We start from the raw sequence: 17,759 nt of genomic DNA on the forward strand, positions 1-17,759 counted from the left end.
CAGTTATCAGTTATCAGTTATCAGTTATCAGTTATCAGTTATCAGTTATCAGTTATCAGTTATCAGTTATCAGTTATCAGTTATCAGTTATCAGTTATCAGTTATCAGTTATCAGTTAAATAATTAGAGCGATTTTTTCTAGGGGAGCATCGCCAATAAACCTTGATAAAAAATCTGAAAACTAGGAGAACAATTATGAGCAGGAGTCATAAATTGAGAAATTTCTCTGGCTGCTTTCACTTTTTCTAAACCTCCTCGATGATACCCAGCTTTTTGAAGTATCTTTTCTAAGTTTTCCCAAGTTCCGCCTGTAATTTCATCGGGTTTTCTGTATTTTGCTTGCTGTCCCACATTAGTAGAAACTTTCGGATAGGCTGAGACTATAGCCTGAATATCACCAAAAAACCAAGCTTCTAGTTCTTCTATAGCAATTCTATTTAACACCTGAAATGTTTTTTTATCTTCGCTAATCGTTTTAGTGATAAGTCCTGTTTGTTGAGCGATATTTTCTAACTTTTCTTTGATTTTTTGACAATCTTCATTGTCTCTATCTACAAGAATAATGATTCGATAATCATCGGTTATCCAGCATTTATAACCTTTTAATCGCTCCGGTAGTTTTTTGATTAAATCGGATTTACCTCGAAAGGCATAAATTTTATAAGTGACATTCTCAAATAATATTTGAGGTAAAATTTGATTTAAACATTCTTGGGTAGAAAATTCTTCGACTAAAAATTCAAGATGCACTTTTTCCCTCCTTTGGTATTAAATTTAAATGATAGGATTACCCACATCAAAATAGTCCTTCATCCATAATTGACCCAACAAAGCACCATTTTGAATAAATTCCTTAACTCCTTGCATTGCTGAAGTACGTTTAGCTTGAGTAAAACCATTTTCATCTCGATAAAGCACCCAAACCTCCTCTGGTTTCAAACCATCTACAAAAAAGGGAGAATGAGTTGTTACCATTAATTGTGTACTTGCGGTCGCTGCCCGACATTCTTCTGCTAATTCAGGTAATAAACGGGGATGAAGATGATTTTCTGGTTCTTCTATTCCCACTAATTGCGGAGGGCTTGGATCATATAATATAGTTAAATAAGCCAACATTTTTAAAGTGCCATCGGAGGCAAATTTGGCAAGAATTGGACTTTGAAAAGGTGCGTCTTTAATCTGGAGTAAAAGCTGTCCATTCGGCATAATAGATGCCTCTACTTTTTCTAATCTGGGAATTCGACGAGAAAGGGTTTGTAAAATAGATTCTAATCGTTGAGGATGATCTTCTTTTAAATATTGAATAACATTAGGTAAATTGTCACCAGTTGGCGATAATCTTTCTTGCGCTCCTGCTTCGGGTTGATTGCGAGTATTATCTGCGGTTAAGCAGGAAAGATACCAACTTGTGATAAAACGACGCAAAGCACTAACCCGGAGATGTTTGGCCAATTGTCCCAGGGTACTAACAGCTAAAAATTCCGGGGAGTCTAATCGTTCAGAAATTCGTTCATCTTTTTCTTGGGGATTTTCTCCACTAATCACTATTCCTTCCCCTTCTTTAAAGTCTAAAAAGCGAAAAGGTTTGCCCTTCGCTCCTTGTCTCCACTGTAACCATTCTTCAGCAACATAAGGGCGATTATTAGCTTCATTAATGGCTAAATGATAGGTAATTAAAGGTGATGCCAATGTTTCTCTATATTTTAATTCGATAATGATGTAACCTTCTTGTCCTCTGGTTCTTAATTCTTTAAATCTTCCCCGTCTGTCCCAAGCTTTTCTTAAACCAACAGTAAAACATTCAGAGAGGAAAGCAAAGACATCAAATATGGTAGATTTTCCGCTCCCATTAGGACCGAGAAAAACGGTTAGAGGAGTAATTTTTTTTAATTCTAAGTCCTGTAAAGCTCGGTAATTTTGCACGCGCAGATTTTCGATTCGAGGTATAGAGTTTTTAGACATTGATTGTTGCTCTCTCTTGCTTTTAGCTTGTCTTTCCTGTGATTAGCAGTTATGGCAATTCTAATTTAATGAAGTAAAAAAAACTAGGTTTAGGCAGGAGAGTTCATACCTCATCAATTTGAAAAAAGCGGTAATTTCTTTAGTTCTCAGAAAAAGACAAGTTTTACCTATAATACCAAATTCCAGGGCTGATAGGATTAGCATTTCTCCTCTCTCTTCCCAATCATCTAAGCTGCTCGCGCATCTAAATTACTGGTTAAGACTGCATAGGAGAAAGCTTGCCGTTAGACTTCGGCTGCACCTCGACTCGTCTCGGTGAGCATTGTCGGGCCGAGTCTAACAGGGAGAAATAGTTCAGGCATTTGTACTAAAATACAAAATACCGAGTTTAAATGCACAACAACTGAGAAATTGTCGGGAAATCGGGGAATTTATGCCTGATTACTGTTAAGAAAGTTAAATCGAGTGATCTAACGCTTGAGATTGCCGATCAAAATCCGTCAACAAAGTGGCTTTTCTCGGTTTTAAATGTACCGTTTGTTCTGGTTGTAACTGTAATTGCTTGTACTCCTCACGATTGAGATAAGCCACCACCATTTCCCCATCGGCTAACATTAATTCTACTTGTATTTCCCAGCCTAAATGAATAACTCTTTTTACCACTGCCCAACTATTCAACCCATCTTGTTCGGGCATAATTTCCAGGTCGTGGGGACGGATAAAAACGGTGGAATTATGACCCTGATGATGCCCATTTCCTAATCCCGCTAGATTAGGTAAGATATTCACTTCCCCAATAAATTGCATCACAAAAGGTGTGGCCGGATGATCGTAAATTTCGGCGGGAGAACCCACCTGTTCAATTTTACCATGATTCATCACGACAATCGTATCGGCTACTTCCATTGCTTCCTCTTGATCGTGGGTAACAAAAACACTGGTAACGTGAACTTCTTTATGTAAATTTCTCAGCCATACCCTTAATTCTTTTCTGACTTTTGCATCTAAAGCTCCAAAGGGTTCATCTAATAATAATACATTCGGTTGAATGGCTAAAGCGCGGGCTAAAGCTACTCGCTGCCGTTGTCCTCCCGATAATTGGGCGGGATAGCGATCGCCTAATCCTTGTAATTGAATTAATTCTAATAATTCCTCAACTCTTTTCTTAATTACTTGCGATTTTTGCTGGCGAATTTCTAGACCAAAAGCAATATTTTGACGGACAGTTAAATGTTTAAATAGGGCATAATGTTGAAAAACAAAGCCGATATTTCTCCGTCTAGGATCCACATGGGTGGTATCTTGTCCGTTAATGATAATCGCGCCACTGTCGGGACTTTCTAATCCGGCAATTGAACGTAATAAGGTGGATTTTCCCGATCCCGATGGTCCGAGGAGAGCAACTAATTTACCTTCAGGAATGGTTAAACTGATATTATCTAAAGCTTGAAAATTGCCGAAACGTTTGGAAACTTGGTGGATAGTAATACTCATATTTTTAGGTTAATTGTAGTTAAGTAAGTAGGTGGGTGGAATTAAATATAAGATGAACGTAGGTTGGGTTGAAGCATGAAACCCAACGCCCGCTCATGTTTTTAGGTTTTTTGTAGTTAGGTAGTGTGAATTTTGTGGGCGGTTTTACGTTCGAGAATTTCTTTGATAATTAAAGTAACTCCCGCTAGTAAGGCGAGAATAGCCGCCGCACTAAAAGCGGCAGGAGTGAGATAATTTTTATAAGCCTGTTCTACGAAAATTGGCAGGGTGGCAGTTCTACCTAAAATACTGCCAGAAACCACAGAAACCGCCCCAAATTCTCCCATCGCCCGGGCATTAGTTAACAGCACTCCGTACATCAATCCCCAACGAATATTGGGTAAAGTTATGCGCCAGAAAATCTGCCAATCACTTGCCCCTAAAGTGCGCCCCGCTTCCTCTTGTTCTAAGCCAATTTCTTCTAAGACTGGGATAACTTCTCTAGCGACAAAAGGCATAGTAACAAATATAGTTGCTAATACCATTCCGGGTAAAGCAAAAAGTATTTTTATATCGAAAAATTCTAGGAAAGAACCTAACCAACCATTGCGCCCATAGAGCAGTACAATCATTAAACCGGCTACCACGGGAGAAACGGCAAAAGGTAAGTCAATTAAACTAATTAATAAAGTTTTGCCACGAAATTGATTGCGAGCAATTACCCAGGCTGCACAAAGTCCAAAAATTGTGTTTAAAGGTACAGTAATTAGGGCAATAATTACTGTTAATTTCACGGCTTCGATAAAGTCAGAAGTTCCCGCCGCTTCTAAAAAAGCTTGGAATCCATTGCGAAAAGCATAGTAAAATACTGCCGCCGCCGGAATAAATAATAATAGTGCCAGATAAACAAGGGCGATGATAATTAGTAGGGGTTTGTAATCCCATTCTTTCGGTTTAGTTAATACTTTTGGATTCTGCATTTTTACTCTGTCTCTCATTAAATGATAATAATTGTTACTTAACTCTGTATTTTTGCCCCCATTGCTGCAGGAAATTAATTACTACTAACATGAACAAAGAAACCAGTAATAAAACCATGCCGATTACTGTTGCCCCCGTGTAATCATATTCCTCTAGTCTTTGGAAGATTAAAACCGGGGCAATTAAATCCTTAAAGGGAATATTAGAGGAGATAATAACTACGGAACCATATTCACCGATCGCTCTGGCAAAACCGAGGGCAACTCCTGTTAAAATAGCGGGTAGTATTGTGGGAAAAATAACTCGCCAAAAGATTTGCCAAGAGGAAGCACCGAGGGATAAAGCCGCTTCTTCTACCTCTTTTTCCATTTCCTGTAAAACTGGCTGTAAGGTGCGGACAATGAAGGGTAAAGCGATAAATAACATCGCCACAAAAACCCCTAAAATGGTAAAGGATATCTTAATGCCAAAGGGGGCAAAAAATTGACCGAGCCAACCGTTATCACTGTAAACTGTGGCTAGGACTAAACCAGCAACAGAAGTGGGTAAAGCAAAGGGCAAATCCACACAAGCATCGACAATTTTTTTACCCGGGAATCGATAACGCACCAATACCCAAGCGATAATAGTGCCAAAAACTCCGTCAATTAATCCAGCGATTAAGGAAGTCAAAAAAGTGACTTGGTAAGCGGATAAAGAAATCGGTAAAGTGGCAATGCGCCAAAATTCGGCAAAACCAAGAGTTAGGGATTTAGCAAATAGTGCCGCTGCCGGTAAAACCAACAAAACCACTAGATAACTAATGGTAATTACCCAAGGAATAGAAACTTTTTTGTGGGGTTGGCTGGGAGATAAAGATAATTGTGGGTTAGCCATTGTTAATTATTGCTAGAGATTACCAATTGTCCGCTTCTTCAAGAACTTGTGCTGAATCATACCAAACTTCTACATCTAAATCTGCCAGATAGGAAAGGGCATTTTCTATCCCTTGGGAGTTGCCTTGTAGTTGTAGATCGAACCAGCCATCTTGATTATTATTTGCAGCTAACAAAGCGGAAAATATATTCACTTTTAGACCAGGAAAAGACCCTAAACGTGCTATAATTGGCTCGTTAATATATTGTTTAGGAATCCGAATTTTTATTCTTCGGGACGTGGGGCGATCGAGTCCTGATTGATCGAGATGTAAGTCACTTTGGGGATGATTAATAGTTTGCCATTGAGGTTGATTATCCATGGTTTTTCTCCTTAGGATTTACCAGCTTTAGTCAGAATTTTATCGAACAAGGCTCCTTCATCAAAGAATTGCTTTTGTACCTTATCCCAACCGCCTAAATCCTGCACGGTAAAGAGATTTTTTATCTGAGGAAATTTACTCTCAAACTCTTTAAATACCGTCGGTTCAACGGGACGAAACCCCACCTGAGCAAATTCTCTTTGGGCTGCGGGAGTAAATAAAAACTGCACAAAAGCCTCGGCCACTTTTCTCGTACCTTTTTTATCCACATTGGCATCAACAACCGCCACGGGATTATCAATAGAAATGTTGTAATCGGTGGGAACAGTGTAAGCTAACTTCTCACCTTTTTGGTTAGCGAGAATCATCTCATTTTCGTAATTAATTAGCACATTTCCCTGGCCTTGTTTAAAAAATACATCACTAGATTCGCGAGCATCTCTAGGTAAAACTGGCGCATTTTTAAACACTTTTTCGACAAAAGTTTGCGCCGCTTGTTCACTGCCTCCCGCTTGCGTCACCGAACCCCAGAGAGCGAGAAAATTCCAGCGCGCTCCGCCAGAAGTTTTGGGATTAGCGGTAATAACTTTAATATTATCCTTGGCTAAATCTGACCATTTATTAATTTTAATATTGGCATCACGAGGAACAAAAGCCACCACAGACTTATGAACAATAGAGTCATTCGGTGCTTCTTTTTCCCAACCGGGTTGAATTAATCCCGCTTGCTCAATTTTCTTGGTATCCAAAGCTAAAGCTAAAGCCACCACATCCGCTTCTAAACCATCGATAACGGCACGAGTTTGGGAACCGGAACCACCATAACTCTGTTCAAAAGTTACCTTTTGCCCCGTTTTTTGTTGCCATTCCTCGACAAATTTGGGAATGATTTTTTCGTAGGCACTTTGGGTGACAGCATAGGAAACAAGTGTCACAGTCACGGGTTTTTGGCTGTCATTGCCGCTATTGGTGGGGGATGGGGTGCAAGATGCCAGCGTTCCCCCCGTCAGGACAGTTGCCACGAGTAGGGATAAACAAGACTGGGATGACTGCATCGGGGGCGCTCCTAAGATTTACTCTGAGGTTGTATCTGTTTTCAGGCGTGTTTTAATCCTACAGCACAGGAAAGAAAATTTCAATACATTTATAAAACAAATTGGGAATAAGGTGATAACAAGGGAAACTGTGAGAAGATGGAATCAGTGCTACATCTAGGTTTGAGACTATGGGCAAGAGCGTCAAGGCCAAAAAAACACCCCTCCTACAACAACTGATTAACCAGAGTTTTCTCTTTCGCGGACTAGAGGAAGCTTGGTTAAGTCAGTATCTCGATGCCGACAATCTCAAGTTAGAGACGCTATTTTCCAATCGTCCCGTCTATACGGCTTTTCTCCCCGATGAATTTCTAGATGTTTTGTATGTGATTTTGGATGAGGGTGTAATCGTCGTCCGCAGCACTCCCCTCGACCGGATTATTGCCATTACCTACCCCGGCGGCTGTTTTGGTATGAGGAGTTTACCCTTTAGTTATGGTTTAGCCAGTCGCGCCTTTCCCTGTTTGGTGGAATCCTATAAAACTACCCACGTCCTGAAAATTCCCTTATCGGCACTAGAAAAGATTTACAACGATAACGAAAGTTTTCGTCAACGGTACTGTTTTTTATTTGAATTACAGCAAAAATTCGAGTATCATTTGCTTAATTGCAGTAGCTATCCACCCCAAGCTGTAGCCACTTTACTCAGAGCTTTAATCTATCAAGAAAGAGAATTAGGCAGTCAACCGAGTGCCGAAAATATCTATACTTTTGATTTATCCGTCGATGTGATTGCTCGCGCTTGTCAACTCAATCAACGTACCGTCGAACAGGTATTAAAAGGATTGCAAACCGTGGGATTAATTGCCTCAGAATCAACGGGGGATTTAATTCGGGTACTGGATGCCGAGGGTTTAAAAGAAGTGTACAGTGCCACCAGAGATAAAGTTAATTGGTGGCCTCTAAAGTAAGTAGGGTTGGCCCTATTTACCCTTGCAATTGACAGCGCTTTAAGGCATCTTCGGCAGCCGCTTTGGTGGCATCCTGTTTCCGTTTACCTTTACCTGTACCATAGAGAAGATGATTAACCCGCACTTCGGCAGTAAATTCCCTAGCGTGGGGCGGTCCTGTAACATCAATGATCGCATATTCTGGATTAGAGGCGAAATTGGCCAGCGCCCACTGTTGAAAGAGATTTTTGGCATCGATAAAAGATGGCGATTCCGATTGTTGAGAGACTAAATGAGAGGCTACAGGGATAAAAAGTTGGTGCAGATAGTTTTTAACCGCATTTAACCCCGAATCTAGATAATAAGCCCCAATTATCGCTTCAAAAGTGTCCGCTAATAGGGTAGGATTCGATCGCCCCCGATCTTTAATTGCCCCCTTCCCCAAACGCATTAACTCCCCTAGGCCGATTTCAAGGCCCAATTGCGCTAATTGTTCTTCTTTGACCAAATTTGACCGCAAACGGGTTAATTCTGCCTCGTTCATGGCGGGATATTTTTGATACAATAGTTCGCCCACCAAAAAAGCTAAAATCGCATCGCCCAAAAATTCTAGGCGCTCGTTATTTTCCGTCAATTCGGACTGTTCATTGACATAGGAACGATGGGTTAAAGCTTGGGTGAGAAGGAGAGCATTTTGAAAAGGAGGCAAACAAGACATTACAGAAATGATCAAGTCAAGGGCATTTCTGATCTTAATCCGACCCCACCCCGAATAGATGAGACGAACGATCCTTTTTTTACTGTTTTTTCCGGCTAGTTTAGGCATAATCTCCCAAATCTTCTCACCGGAAAACCTATCCGCTGCCATTCTTGCCCTAGGTACCCTGGGGATCTGTCTTGAACAGGCCCGCATGGCCGCAGTAGATCTGGGAGAAATTGCCCAATTTCAGCAAAAAACCAGCGATCCTCGCCTCGATCGCTTTTTTATCGTCACAATTAGTACAATTGTTTTAGAATTATCGGGCTTTTATGTGGCTGCCCTCTGGATAGGATGGGGGGCCCTAATAGTTTTAGTTAGTCAAATTTGGTTCCATTGTTTAGCCAAGATTCAACTGCAGCCAAGCACGGAAAAAATTATTGACCATGGCATAGTGCCACGTTTACCCATATTACTCGCTGACGGAATCGGGATAATCTTCGTGGCTTTCTGGTTAGCCAAAATCGCCCCCCTAATTATGGCCATGACTTTAACGGCAATGTTATTAATCTACGGCTCTATTAAATATCTTTTCAGAACTGGGGAGGGGAGAGAAAGGAACCTCCAGAGACGGCAATCCCTATAAATGGGCGCTCAGAGACTCTGACGCAGTTTAAATTCAGTACAGCTTACCACAACCGACAGGGAGGCGAGGGGCACCGGCGGGTATTTTATCGAATAAAAAAGAGATTTCAGGTTAAAAATGAAATAAAGAGCATAAATAAGCTTAAATATGCTCTTTAATGCCTAATTATAGGCTTGTTTAAGTGATGACAAGCTAATTATCCTCTAGTCCTCGTTCAAAACTAATTAATAATTATTCTCAATTGTCTCAGGCGATTACTCTAGCTGCGATCCAGGATTAATGCTGAAAAGCCTTGATTTTCAAAGGCTGACCAGGCTAAAAATACTGATGTATCAAACGATACCGAGCAATTGTAACAATTCTTAACTTGACTTTATTGAGAATTATTTTAGACTAAGACTTAAAGCTTATTGCATATTATTATCAATAAGCTTGGTTCTATTTTCGTTAAAAGATGCCATGCAGACCTACGATAATCCTCAGATCGAGTACGACTGGTGGGCAGGAAATGCCCGTTTTGCCGATAAATCAGGCTTATTTATCGTTGCCCACGTTGCCCAAGCTGCTTTAATCGCTTTTTGGGCAGGAGCCTTCACCTTATTTGAAATTTCCCAGTATCGCCCCGATATAGCCATGGCAGAACAGGGCTTAATTTTACTGCCGCACCTGGCCACTTTAGGCTTTGGAGTCGGAGAAAAGGGGCAAATCATCGATATCTATCCCTTTTTCGTGATTGGCTCAATTCATCTAATTTCTTCGGCAGTTTTGGGAGCAGGAGCCTTATTTCACCTGTTAAGAGTCCCAGAAAACCTAAAAGATTCCTCTGGACTGGCGAAAAAATTCCATTTCGATTGGAGTGAACCCCGACAATTAGGAGTGATTCTCGGTCATCACCTGCTCTTTTTAGGTATAGCTGCATTATTATTAGTGGCCAAAGCTATGTACTGGGGGGGATTATACGACGCAACTATCGGCGCTGTCCGAGTCGTTAGTGAACCAACCCTCGATCCTTGGGTTATCTATGGCTATCAAACCCACTTCGCTACTGTGGACAATCTCGAAGATTTAGTCGGTGGTCATATCTACGTCGGTTTAATGTTAATTGGGGGCGGTATCTGGCATATTATCGTTCCCCCGCTCAAATGGGCGAGAAATGTGCTGATTTTCTCTGGAGAAGCCATTTTATCCTACTCTTTGGGCGGAATTGCCCTAGCTGGTTTCGTGGCCGCCTATTTCTGTGGGGTAAATACCCTCGCTTATCCAGTCGAATTTTACGGGCCAGTTTTAGAAGTGAAGTTAGGAATTGCTCCCTACTTTGCCGACACGGTGAAATTGCCCTTTGGAGTGCATACGGCGCGCTGTTGGTTAGCTAATGCCCACTTTTTCCTCGCTTTCTTCTTTTTACAAGGTCATCTCTGGCACGCTTTACGCGCGATGGGTTTTGACTTTAAACGAGTAGAAAAAGCCTTAAATGCGATAGAAGCTTAGTTTTTTGGGGAAGATTAGGATAAATTATCTATTTTCCGAATTTTCCCCGCTGATCAATCTTTCTAACTGTCCCTTATGCCTTACTGTGCCTGTTGTAACACCAAATTGCTGCATCACATTGGACGCTCTCGCTCTTATTGGTACTGTAGTTCTTGCCGGCAGGAAATGCCAGTTTCAGAGGGAGAAAACTGTAATCAGGGGCTTTATTCCCTATCAAGGATAATTAAGAGTTAAACTCACTTATTTCGCAACAAGGACAAATTTTATGGCAAAAATTGGCTTATTTTTTGGCACGCAAACCGGCAAAACCGAAACGGTGGCGGAAATGATTCAGAAAGAATTTGGAGGTGAGGCAATTGTAGAATTACACGATATCTCCTCCGCATCTACCGAGGATTTTGCCCCCTACGATGCCCTGATTATCGGTTGTCCCACCTGGAATATCGGCGAATTACAAAGCGATTGGGAGGGTTTTTACGATGAATTGGATGACATTGATTTCGTCTCCAAAAAGGTCGCTTATTTCGGGATGGGGGATCAAATCGGTTACTCGGACAACTTTCAGGATGCCCTGGGGATACTGGAAGAAAAAATCGCCTCCCTAGGGGGTAAAACCGTCGGTTACTGGCCCACAGACGGTTACGATTTTAACGAGTCAAAAGCCTTAAAAAATGGCAAATTTGTCGGTTTAGCCCTGGATGAAGACAACCAATCCGATTTAACTGAACAACGGATCAAAACTTGGGTCGCAGGACTTAAGCGCGAATTTGGCGTTTAGTTGGCCATCAGGAGACAGGAGACAGGAGACAGCTTTTTTCTCCCATCTCCCCATCTCCCCACTTCCCCATCTCCCCATCCCCTATCCCCCATCTCCCCATTCCCTATCTCCTTGATTATTATGTCTCGATTACCTGATGCAGTTTGGATTAATGTTAACCCCAGTTTTCGCCGTTTCGATCGCCCGGTGTTGGATTTTTTAGCCCGGGAAGTTGCGATCGCTGATTGGCAATACTGTCAATCTCTTGATGAGCCAGCTTCTCTTGATATTGCCTTGGTATTACTACAAGATTACCTGAAACAATGCGATCGACCGCTGCATTTAGTCGGCCACGGCACGGGGGGATTAGTAGGATTACTGTACGCGCGTCGTTATCCAGAAAGGGTAAAATCCTTAACTTTGCTCTCTGTGGGAGTCTATCCGGCGATCGATTGGCAAGCTCATTATTATGTGCTATCAAAATTACTGCCTTGTTCTCGTCAAACTCTGCTCAATCAATCGGTTCACAATCTTTTTGGTCATCAATCCTGCGCTTTAACCCAAGAATATCGCTATCTCTTGGAAGAGGATTTATTATTGTCCCTTTCTCCCCATAATCTCTATCAGAATGCCCATTTCCCCCCGGGGACAGTTCCCGTACCCCTGTTAGTCTGTGGGGGAGATATCGATACGGTAATTGATCGGCATTTATTGCAGGGATGGCAACCCTGGTTAAAGTCAGGCGATCGCATTTGGAGTTGTCACAAAGGGCGTTATTTTTTCCACTATTCCCACCCCTACAGCGTCAGTCAAGAGATTTTTAGTTTCTGGCGATCTCTAATCCGACAGGAATTTCTTTCTGAGCAAACTGTAATTATTTCTTAATTGACAAAAATCGAGATTTATGTTAAGGCTAATACCGCTCTTTTGTCCGATCGCTATCTGGCTCGTTCTCTTATTCTTTTTTACTGCCCTTTTTCTTGCCATTGCCGAAGCGCGGGGACGACTGCGAAAGCTGCATCGGATTCCCTGTAGTCGCTGTGTTTTTTGTACTGGGGATTATCGCTTGAAATGTGCGGTCCATCCAATGCGTGCCTTTTCGGAAGAGGCGATCGATTGTCGGGATTTTGAGCGAGAAACACGTTGGAAGTCGAGGATTGGTCTAAGTTGGACTTGTCTCGGTAAATTTTCGAGATATAGTCATTTCAATTAAGATTGGGAATATCAATGCCAGATAGAATAAGGGTTTTATCGATCGAGAGTGTATCGGACTTATTTGAAATCACTACAATAGCATTCTAGACCCAATTCGTTAGGGTTAGAATGGACACTTTTCGGGGGATCGATCGTCCCGGAGCGATGTACTACAATTAGACTAGGTAACTCGCGCGTCCCGTTCTCATGAACTTCTCGAACATAACAGAATTAAAAGACTATCTTCGTCGATATAACTCTCATTCAATTTTAAAAATGGGAGCAAGTATTTGTTGGCGCGAGTGGGAAAGCTGGAAGAGTAGTCCTTATGAATGGGTAAAAAGTAACGCATCACGAAATTATGTGATTCGATTGATCCTTCTTGCTAGTGCGGGAAACATACATCGTGATCAAGAAATAATTCCAGAAGAATTCTATTCTTTGATTCAAGTTTATTTTGGTTGGCCGAACCATACAATTTCAGACAAAAATCTGTTGGAAAAAGAATCGGAAGAAATCGTAAATAACATTGCAAAATACGAGAAAAATCATATAAACAAAGTTCGTAACTGGACGATCAAGCCTAGTGATTTTATCACAAAAGAGAAAGTGCGCCGCCATTCGTCAGGACTCTTCTGTCAGCGTTCGGCGGCTTTTCAAAATTCGGGATTTGGAAAACCAATAGCTCGTATTCAGCGCACGATTAAATTATTGGAGATTATTCATCAATCACACCCTCTTATTCTTGAGCTTTTTTATCAGCGAGCGGGATTATCAACCCAGGTTTACTTTAATCAATTTATGTCGGCGATTGGATGGGGAATGAGCAATGGAGAGCAATGGGGTCTTATCGACTTTTCTCGGACTATAAGTATAGATAAAGAACTCGAAGATCAGGGAATTACTCAAGAGAATCTTGAAAAATTTATTTCACTCAATAGCTTGCCTTTTAATCTATCTACAAAAAAAGGTTCTCAATGTTTTTGGACAAAAGTTGAGCGAAGTATAGAAACAGTATCAGAACCTTATCAACCATTCTTTTATAATTATTTTTTAGATATTCCATTTATATATCTTGGCAAACAAAAATACTGTCTTCCCGATCCTTTTTCTTTGTCTGAATCCTGCTGGAACCAGATTAACACAAATATTCTTACGCCCTACGAAGAGAATCGAAAAAAACGAGATGGTATTTTAAGTGATGCGGTGGAAACATATCTGGAAGCAGTTTTTTTGCCCCAGATTGCTCCGACATCTTTTGAAAGAATTCCTGTTGACGAAACAGACTCGATCAATAAAGCGGGAAAACGAGCAGACTTTTTGATATGCCTTCCTAATGCCTATATTATTATCGAATGCAAGAATTCGCTAATGTCTGCTGACACTAGCGCCTGTTTTCATCCTGAAGGACTAGCCAATTTTTATATGAGATTTCACGAAGCCACAGAACAAATTTCGGCAACCGTTCGAGCGTATAATTTGAAAGATAAGCCTGTTATTCCTTTGGTTCTCTCCTTTTATGATGCAATAACAGCTTCTCAAATATTTGAATTTATGATCGAGGAAACTAATTATTGTTCGGAATTAAGTCTGACAATGCCGCCTGTTATTCATTCACTACATGAGTTTGAACATTTTACAGAAAATAGAAGTCTAGAAAATTGGGCTGAGTTAAGAATTTGTCAAGCTAAACAACCTCGGTTTGTTCCACCAGATGAACGAGGACAACCCCAACCACCTCCTGTTCCACGCGATAATCGGGGTCATGAATATAAGCACTTGGCCGATTATAAATCATGGCTCTTCTAGAGTAGTTATGATATATTAGCACAATAATTACTGTGAGACTTGTGTAGCAAAGTTTACTAGGAATTCAAAAAAGCAATTTTAATAAAAAAGCTTTTTATTTTGTTGGATTCTCTACTGTTTAAGGAGTTAGGCTCATTTAAACTACTCATTTGCTATAACCAGTCTAGGAGAGCCACTTTTTGCTGGCTATGGAGTACATCTAAGCAGAGTATAGTCAGTCTGAAAAATAAGGGGAATGATTACGAACTCAACCCTTAATATACATAGCTTATAGATGTTGAGTGCATTTTTCTCTCAGACATCAGCCCTGCTCTGCTAAGATGATAATCATTATCATTTTAACTAGCAATGGTCAATCAAATTAGGCATCCTCTGACAGAAAGCCCCGTTATCGAAGAAGATTCGCAAAAAATCGTAAAAATACGCCATACTTGCGCCCATATCTTAGCAATGGCCGTACAAACTCTCTTTCCTGAAACCAAAGTCGCTATTGGTCCCTGGACAGAAACGGGATTCTACTACGATTTCGATCGCCCGACACCCTTTACCCCCGAAGATTTGGAGAAAATAGCGGCAGAAATGGGGCGAATTATCGGGAAAAACCGGCCAATTATCCGAGAAGTGCTGGAAAGAAGCGAAATTACGGCAGAAATTGAACGCCTTAATCAACCCTACAAAAAGTTAATTTTAGAGAGAATTCCCCCAGAAGAAACCATTACCCGTTATTTTATCGGTAGTCCGGACGCAGGACGGAGCGATCGAGAACCCTCGTTAATTGATGGGTTTGTTTCTCCCCCAGAAGAATTTTGGTGGGATCTGTGCGCGGGACCCCATCTCAACTCGACGGGGGAAATTAACCCAGATGCTTTCGCCTTGGAGAGTGTAGCGGGTGCTTATTGGCAAGGAGATGAAAAACAGCCGCAATTACAGCGAATTTACGGCACAGCTTGGCAAACCCCCGCAGAATTACAAAATTATCTCCAACAAAAAGAAGAAGCGCAGCGACGAGATCATCGCAAATTGGGACAACAATTAAAATTATTTAGCATCCAAGAAGATGCGGGTGGCGGCTTAGTTTTTTGGCATCCCCGGGGTGCAACAATGCGTTATTTAATCGAAGATTATTGGCGCCAAGCTCATTTAGAAGCGGGTTATCAATTTCTTTATACTCCCCATCTGGCTAATTTAGAGCTGTGGAAAACTTCCGGACATTGGGACTTTTATCGCGACAATATGTTTGAGGCGATCGAGTTAGAACAGCAAAGCTATCAAATTAAGCCGATGAATTGTCCTTTTCATGTTTTAACCTATCAAAATGACCTGCATTCCTATCGAGAATTTCCCCTAAGATGGGCGGAATTAGGAACAGTTTATCGTTACGAGCGATCGGGGGTTTTACATGGATTAATGCGGGTAAGAGGTTTTACCCAAGATGATGCTCATATTTTCTGTTTACCCGAACAAATTGCCGCAGAGATTCTAGGAGTTTTGAACTTAACCGAGAAAATTCTCTCCGATTTTGGCTTTACTAATTATCAGGTAAATTTATCGACTCGTCCCAGTAAATCCGTGGGTAGTGATAGTGTTTGGGAATTGGCAACGGCGGCTCTAATTGAGGCCTTAAATGCTAAAAAGTGGGATTATATTGAAGATCGAGGCGGTGGGGCTTTTTATGGTCCCAAAATTGATATAAAAATTCAAGATGCGATCGGTAGAATGTGGCAATGTTCCACGATTCAGGTCGATTTTAACTTGCCAGAACGCTTTGATATGCAGTATGTCGCTAGGGATGGTACTCGGGAAAGACCGATTATGATTCATCGGGCTATTTTTGGCTCTTTGGAAAGATTTTTTGGTATTTTAATCGAGAATTATGCGGGAGATTTTCCTCTCTGGTTAGCACCTATTCAAGTCCGTTTATTACCCGTTAGTGATGAACAGCAGCATTATGCTTTAGGGGTGGCAATGCAGTTAAAACAAGCTGGTTATCGAGTGGAAATCGATAAAACTGGTGAGCGTTTAGGTAAACAAATTCGTACGGGAGAACTAGAAAAAATTCCTGTATTAGCTGTGATTGGAAAACGAGAAGTTAGCAGTAAAACTCTAAGCATTCGCACTCGACAAGGGGGTGATTTAGGTTCGATGACACTGGCAGATTTATTAGGAAAAATGCAAACAGCGATCCTATCTAAAACTAATTTCTGAAGCTTTTGTATAAACCAGCAAATCCCTGTATTTGTTTTCAATGATCAATTAGTGGAGATTGATCCCTTCACGGCGAATTTAACAGGGTTGAGAAAAGCCTATTTTCTGCCAATTAATTAACTTACAAGTGGGTTAGCTGCCATGAGTTCTTTGATAATTACTCTCTCCGATTCTCTCCCTTGCTTGCCTAAATCGGGAATGCCTGTCACGATCATTACTGGTTTTTTAGGGAGTGGAAAAACCACCTTACTAAATCATATTCTTGACAATAAAGAAGGGTTAAAAGTTGCAGTATTAGTCAATGAGTTTGGGGATATTAATATTGATTCTCAATTGCTTGTTTCCATCGATGAAGATATGGTAGAATTGAGTAATGGCTGTATTTGTTGTACGATTAATGATAGTTTAATTGAGACAGTCTATCAGGTCTTAGAAAAAGAAATTCCTGTGGACTATCTAATTATTGAAACCACAGGATTAGCCGATCCTTTGCCAATTATCCTCACTTTCTTGGCCACGGAGTTAAAATATTTGACTCGCTTAGATTCTATTATTACCCTCGTGGATTCTGAAACCTTTACTGCGGATCATTTTGATAGTAACATTGCCCTTAGTCAAATTCGTTATGGTGACGTGGTAATTCTCAATAAAATAGATCGGGTTAATCAAAACAAATTAGATAATTTAGAAAAGTTTATTCGTCGAGAAAAAGAAGGGGTAAGATTGTTACAAAGTCAATACGGTAAGGTTGCTTTGGGTTTACTATTAGATTTAGGTTTAACTAAAGAAGAATTGTATAAAAACCAATTTAGAGACTTTCAAAAAAATCGCCAAAGCTCCAGTGATAATCAATCTCCTGAAGACTTTAATTTTGTCTCCTTTGTTAGCGATAAACCATTTAATCTAGATAAATTTGAGCCTTTTATTACGAAAAAAATGCCGATAAATGTTTTTCGAGCTAAAGGAATTCTCTGGTTTCAACAAAGCGATTTAAAACATATTTTTCAATTGAGCGGTCTTCGTTACGATCTGCAAGCGGTAGAATGGGATACATCTCCTAAGAATCAGTTAGTTTTTATCGGCAGAAATTTAAATAAAGAGGAAATCGTGACACAACTAAACGAATGCTTGGCTAGTTCTCAAAAAATTAAAAAGGACAAACTATGAATAGACCTCTTGCAGAAATCAAAAATCGTTGTTAGGGTTAGGAGTCAGGAGCCAGTAGTCAGTAGTCAGGAGAATTAAGAATGAATAATAATCAATTAAATGGTCTATTTACAGATTTTATGCCATTTAATCCTTATTTTTGCCGTTTTTGAACTCTCA

Annotated in this window: 17 protein-coding genes; 9 read left to right on the forward strand and 8 right to left on the reverse strand. The window is 40.6% G+C overall.

All coding sequences use genetic code 11. The features are described from left to right. Positions 1-138: 138 nt before the first annotated feature. The 7 genes from IM322_RS15950 to IM322_RS15980 all read right to left on the reverse strand — a co-directional run bounded on the left by IM322_RS15950 (position 139) and on the right by IM322_RS15980 (position 6,708). Positions 139-750 carry a DUF4276 family protein gene (locus tag IM322_RS15950; RefSeq protein ID WP_287675071.1) on the reverse strand — a complete coding sequence of 204 codons (612 nt, stop codon included), beginning with the start codon at positions 748-750 and terminating at the stop codon, positions 139-141. A gap of 24 nt (positions 751-774) precedes the next feature. Further along, entirely contained in the window at positions 775-1,962 is a 1,188-nt protein-coding gene (locus IM322_RS15955; protein ID WP_287675068.1) for an AAA family ATPase, read from the reverse strand. A 456-nt stretch (positions 1,963-2,418) separates the two neighbouring features. Then, complete coding sequence (locus IM322_RS15960; protein WP_287675066.1) at positions 2,419-3,456, reverse strand: sulfate/molybdate ABC transporter ATP-binding protein; 1,038 nt, start codon at positions 3,454-3,456, stop codon at positions 2,419-2,421. Positions 3,457-3,572: 116 nt separating this feature from the next. Then, complete coding sequence (cysW, locus tag IM322_RS15965; protein WP_287675064.1) at positions 3,573-4,415, reverse strand: sulfate ABC transporter permease subunit CysW; 843 nt, start codon at positions 4,413-4,415, stop codon at positions 3,573-3,575. 34 nt (positions 4,416-4,449) lie between these two features. Continuing rightward, positions 4,450-5,292: a sulfate ABC transporter permease subunit CysT gene (gene cysT / locus IM322_RS15970; RefSeq protein WP_286826307.1), complete on the reverse strand. Its 843-nt coding sequence runs from the start codon at positions 5,290-5,292 to the stop codon at positions 4,450-4,452. Between the two features lie 19 nt (positions 5,293-5,311). Beyond that, positions 5,312-5,653 (reverse strand): NIL domain-containing protein, encoded by a 342-nt coding sequence (locus IM322_RS15975; protein ID WP_002768372.1) that lies wholly within the window; start codon positions 5,651-5,653, stop codon positions 5,312-5,314. Between the two features lie 11 nt (positions 5,654-5,664). Then, positions 5,665-6,708, reverse strand: coding sequence for a sulfate ABC transporter substrate-binding protein (locus IM322_RS15980; protein ID WP_287675061.1), 1,044 nt, complete (start codon positions 6,706-6,708; stop codon positions 5,665-5,667). Positions 6,709-6,878: 170 nt separating this feature from the next. Here IM322_RS15980 and IM322_RS15985 point away from each other — a divergent pair, with 170 nt between their 5' ends. Further along, entirely contained in the window at positions 6,879-7,658 is a 780-nt protein-coding gene (locus IM322_RS15985; RefSeq protein ID WP_287675059.1) for a Crp/Fnr family transcriptional regulator, read from the forward strand. Between the two features lie 16 nt (positions 7,659-7,674). Here IM322_RS15985 and rnc read toward each other — a convergent pair whose 3' ends face one another. Continuing rightward, positions 7,675-8,355 (reverse strand): ribonuclease III, encoded by a 681-nt coding sequence (gene rnc, locus IM322_RS15990; protein ID WP_287675057.1) that lies wholly within the window; start codon positions 8,353-8,355, stop codon positions 7,675-7,677. Positions 8,356-8,413: 58 nt separating this feature from the next. Here rnc and IM322_RS15995 point away from each other — a divergent pair, with 58 nt between their 5' ends. The 8 genes from IM322_RS15995 (at position 8,414) to IM322_RS16030 (ending at position 17,600) form a co-directional block, all read left to right on the forward strand. Further along, entirely contained in the window at positions 8,414-8,980 is a 567-nt protein-coding gene (locus IM322_RS15995; protein WP_287675055.1) for a hypothetical protein, read from the forward strand. 459 nt (positions 8,981-9,439) lie between these two features. Further along, positions 9,440-10,468 (forward strand): chlorophyll a/b binding light-harvesting protein, encoded by a 1,029-nt coding sequence (locus tag IM322_RS16000; protein WP_287675073.1) that lies wholly within the window; start codon positions 9,440-9,442, stop codon positions 10,466-10,468. Positions 10,469-10,733: 265 nt separating this feature from the next. Further along, positions 10,734-11,246, forward strand: a complete 513-nt coding sequence (gene fldA / locus IM322_RS16005; RefSeq protein WP_287675053.1) for a flavodoxin FldA — start codon at positions 10,734-10,736, stop codon at positions 11,244-11,246. Between the two features lie 120 nt (positions 11,247-11,366). Beyond that, positions 11,367-12,110: an alpha/beta hydrolase gene (locus IM322_RS16010; protein ID WP_287675050.1), complete on the forward strand. Its 744-nt coding sequence runs from the start codon at positions 11,367-11,369 to the stop codon at positions 12,108-12,110. A gap of 19 nt (positions 12,111-12,129) precedes the next feature. After that, a complete protein-coding gene (locus IM322_RS16015) occupies positions 12,130-12,438 on the forward strand; it encodes a hypothetical protein (protein WP_287675047.1) in 309 nt (102 codons plus the stop codon). Between the two features lie 257 nt (positions 12,439-12,695). Next, positions 12,696-14,228, forward strand: a complete 1,533-nt coding sequence (locus IM322_RS16020; protein ID WP_287675046.1) for a hypothetical protein — start codon at positions 12,696-12,698, stop codon at positions 14,226-14,228. Between the two features lie 348 nt (positions 14,229-14,576). Further along, positions 14,577-16,433, forward strand: coding sequence for a threonine--tRNA ligase (gene thrS, locus IM322_RS16025; RefSeq protein ID WP_287675045.1), 1,857 nt, complete (start codon positions 14,577-14,579; stop codon positions 16,431-16,433). 141 nt (positions 16,434-16,574) lie between these two features. Next, positions 16,575-17,600: a CobW family GTP-binding protein gene (locus IM322_RS16030; protein WP_287675042.1), complete on the forward strand. Its 1,026-nt coding sequence runs from the start codon at positions 16,575-16,577 to the stop codon at positions 17,598-17,600. Positions 17,601-17,759 lie beyond the last annotated feature (159 nt).

Origin of the sequence: Microcystis sp. M109S1, from assembly GCF_020247025.1 — a bacterium.
Classification (GTDB): domain Bacteria; phylum Cyanobacteriota; class Cyanobacteriia; order Cyanobacteriales; family Microcystaceae; genus Microcystis.

Coding starts and splice junctions, on each gene's coding strand:
- IM322_RS15955 (WP_287675068.1), bottom strand. CDS start 1,962: ATGTCTAAAAACTCTATACCTCGAATCGAAAATCTGCGCGTGCAAAAT.
- IM322_RS16015 (WP_287675047.1), top strand. CDS start 12,130: ATGTTAAGGCTAATACCGCTCTTTTGTCCGATCGCTATCTGGCTCGTT.
- IM322_RS16010 (WP_287675050.1), top strand. CDS start 11,367: ATGTCTCGATTACCTGATGCAGTTTGGATTAATGTTAACCCCAGTTTT.
- thrS (WP_287675045.1), top strand. CDS start 14,577: ATGGTCAATCAAATTAGGCATCCTCTGACAGAAAGCCCCGTTATCGAA.
- IM322_RS15980 (WP_287675061.1), bottom strand. CDS start 6,708: ATGCAGTCATCCCAGTCTTGTTTATCCCTACTCGTGGCAACTGTCCTG.
- IM322_RS16000 (WP_287675073.1), top strand. CDS start 9,440: ATGCAGACCTACGATAATCCTCAGATCGAGTACGACTGGTGGGCAGGA.
- fldA (WP_287675053.1), top strand. CDS start 10,734: ATGGCAAAAATTGGCTTATTTTTTGGCACGCAAACCGGCAAAACCGAA.
- IM322_RS15985 (WP_287675059.1), top strand. CDS start 6,879: ATGGGCAAGAGCGTCAAGGCCAAAAAAACACCCCTCCTACAACAACTG.
- IM322_RS15975 (WP_002768372.1), bottom strand. CDS start 5,653: ATGGATAATCAACCTCAATGGCAAACTATTAATCATCCCCAAAGTGAC.
- IM322_RS16020 (WP_287675046.1), top strand. CDS start 12,696: ATGGGAGCAAGTATTTGTTGGCGCGAGTGGGAAAGCTGGAAGAGTAGT.
- IM322_RS15995 (WP_287675055.1), top strand. CDS start 8,414: ATGAGACGAACGATCCTTTTTTTACTGTTTTTTCCGGCTAGTTTAGGC.
- cysW (WP_287675064.1), bottom strand. CDS start 4,415: ATGCAGAATCCAAAAGTATTAACTAAACCGAAAGAATGGGATTACAAA.
- rnc (WP_287675057.1), bottom strand. CDS start 8,355: ATGTCTTGTTTGCCTCCTTTTCAAAATGCTCTCCTTCTCACCCAAGCT.
- IM322_RS15960 (WP_287675066.1), bottom strand. CDS start 3,456: ATGAGTATTACTATCCACCAAGTTTCCAAACGTTTCGGCAATTTTCAA.
- IM322_RS16030 (WP_287675042.1), top strand. CDS start 16,575: ATGAGTTCTTTGATAATTACTCTCTCCGATTCTCTCCCTTGCTTGCCT.
- cysT (WP_286826307.1), bottom strand. CDS start 5,292: ATGGCTAACCCACAATTATCTTTATCTCCCAGCCAACCCCACAAAAAA.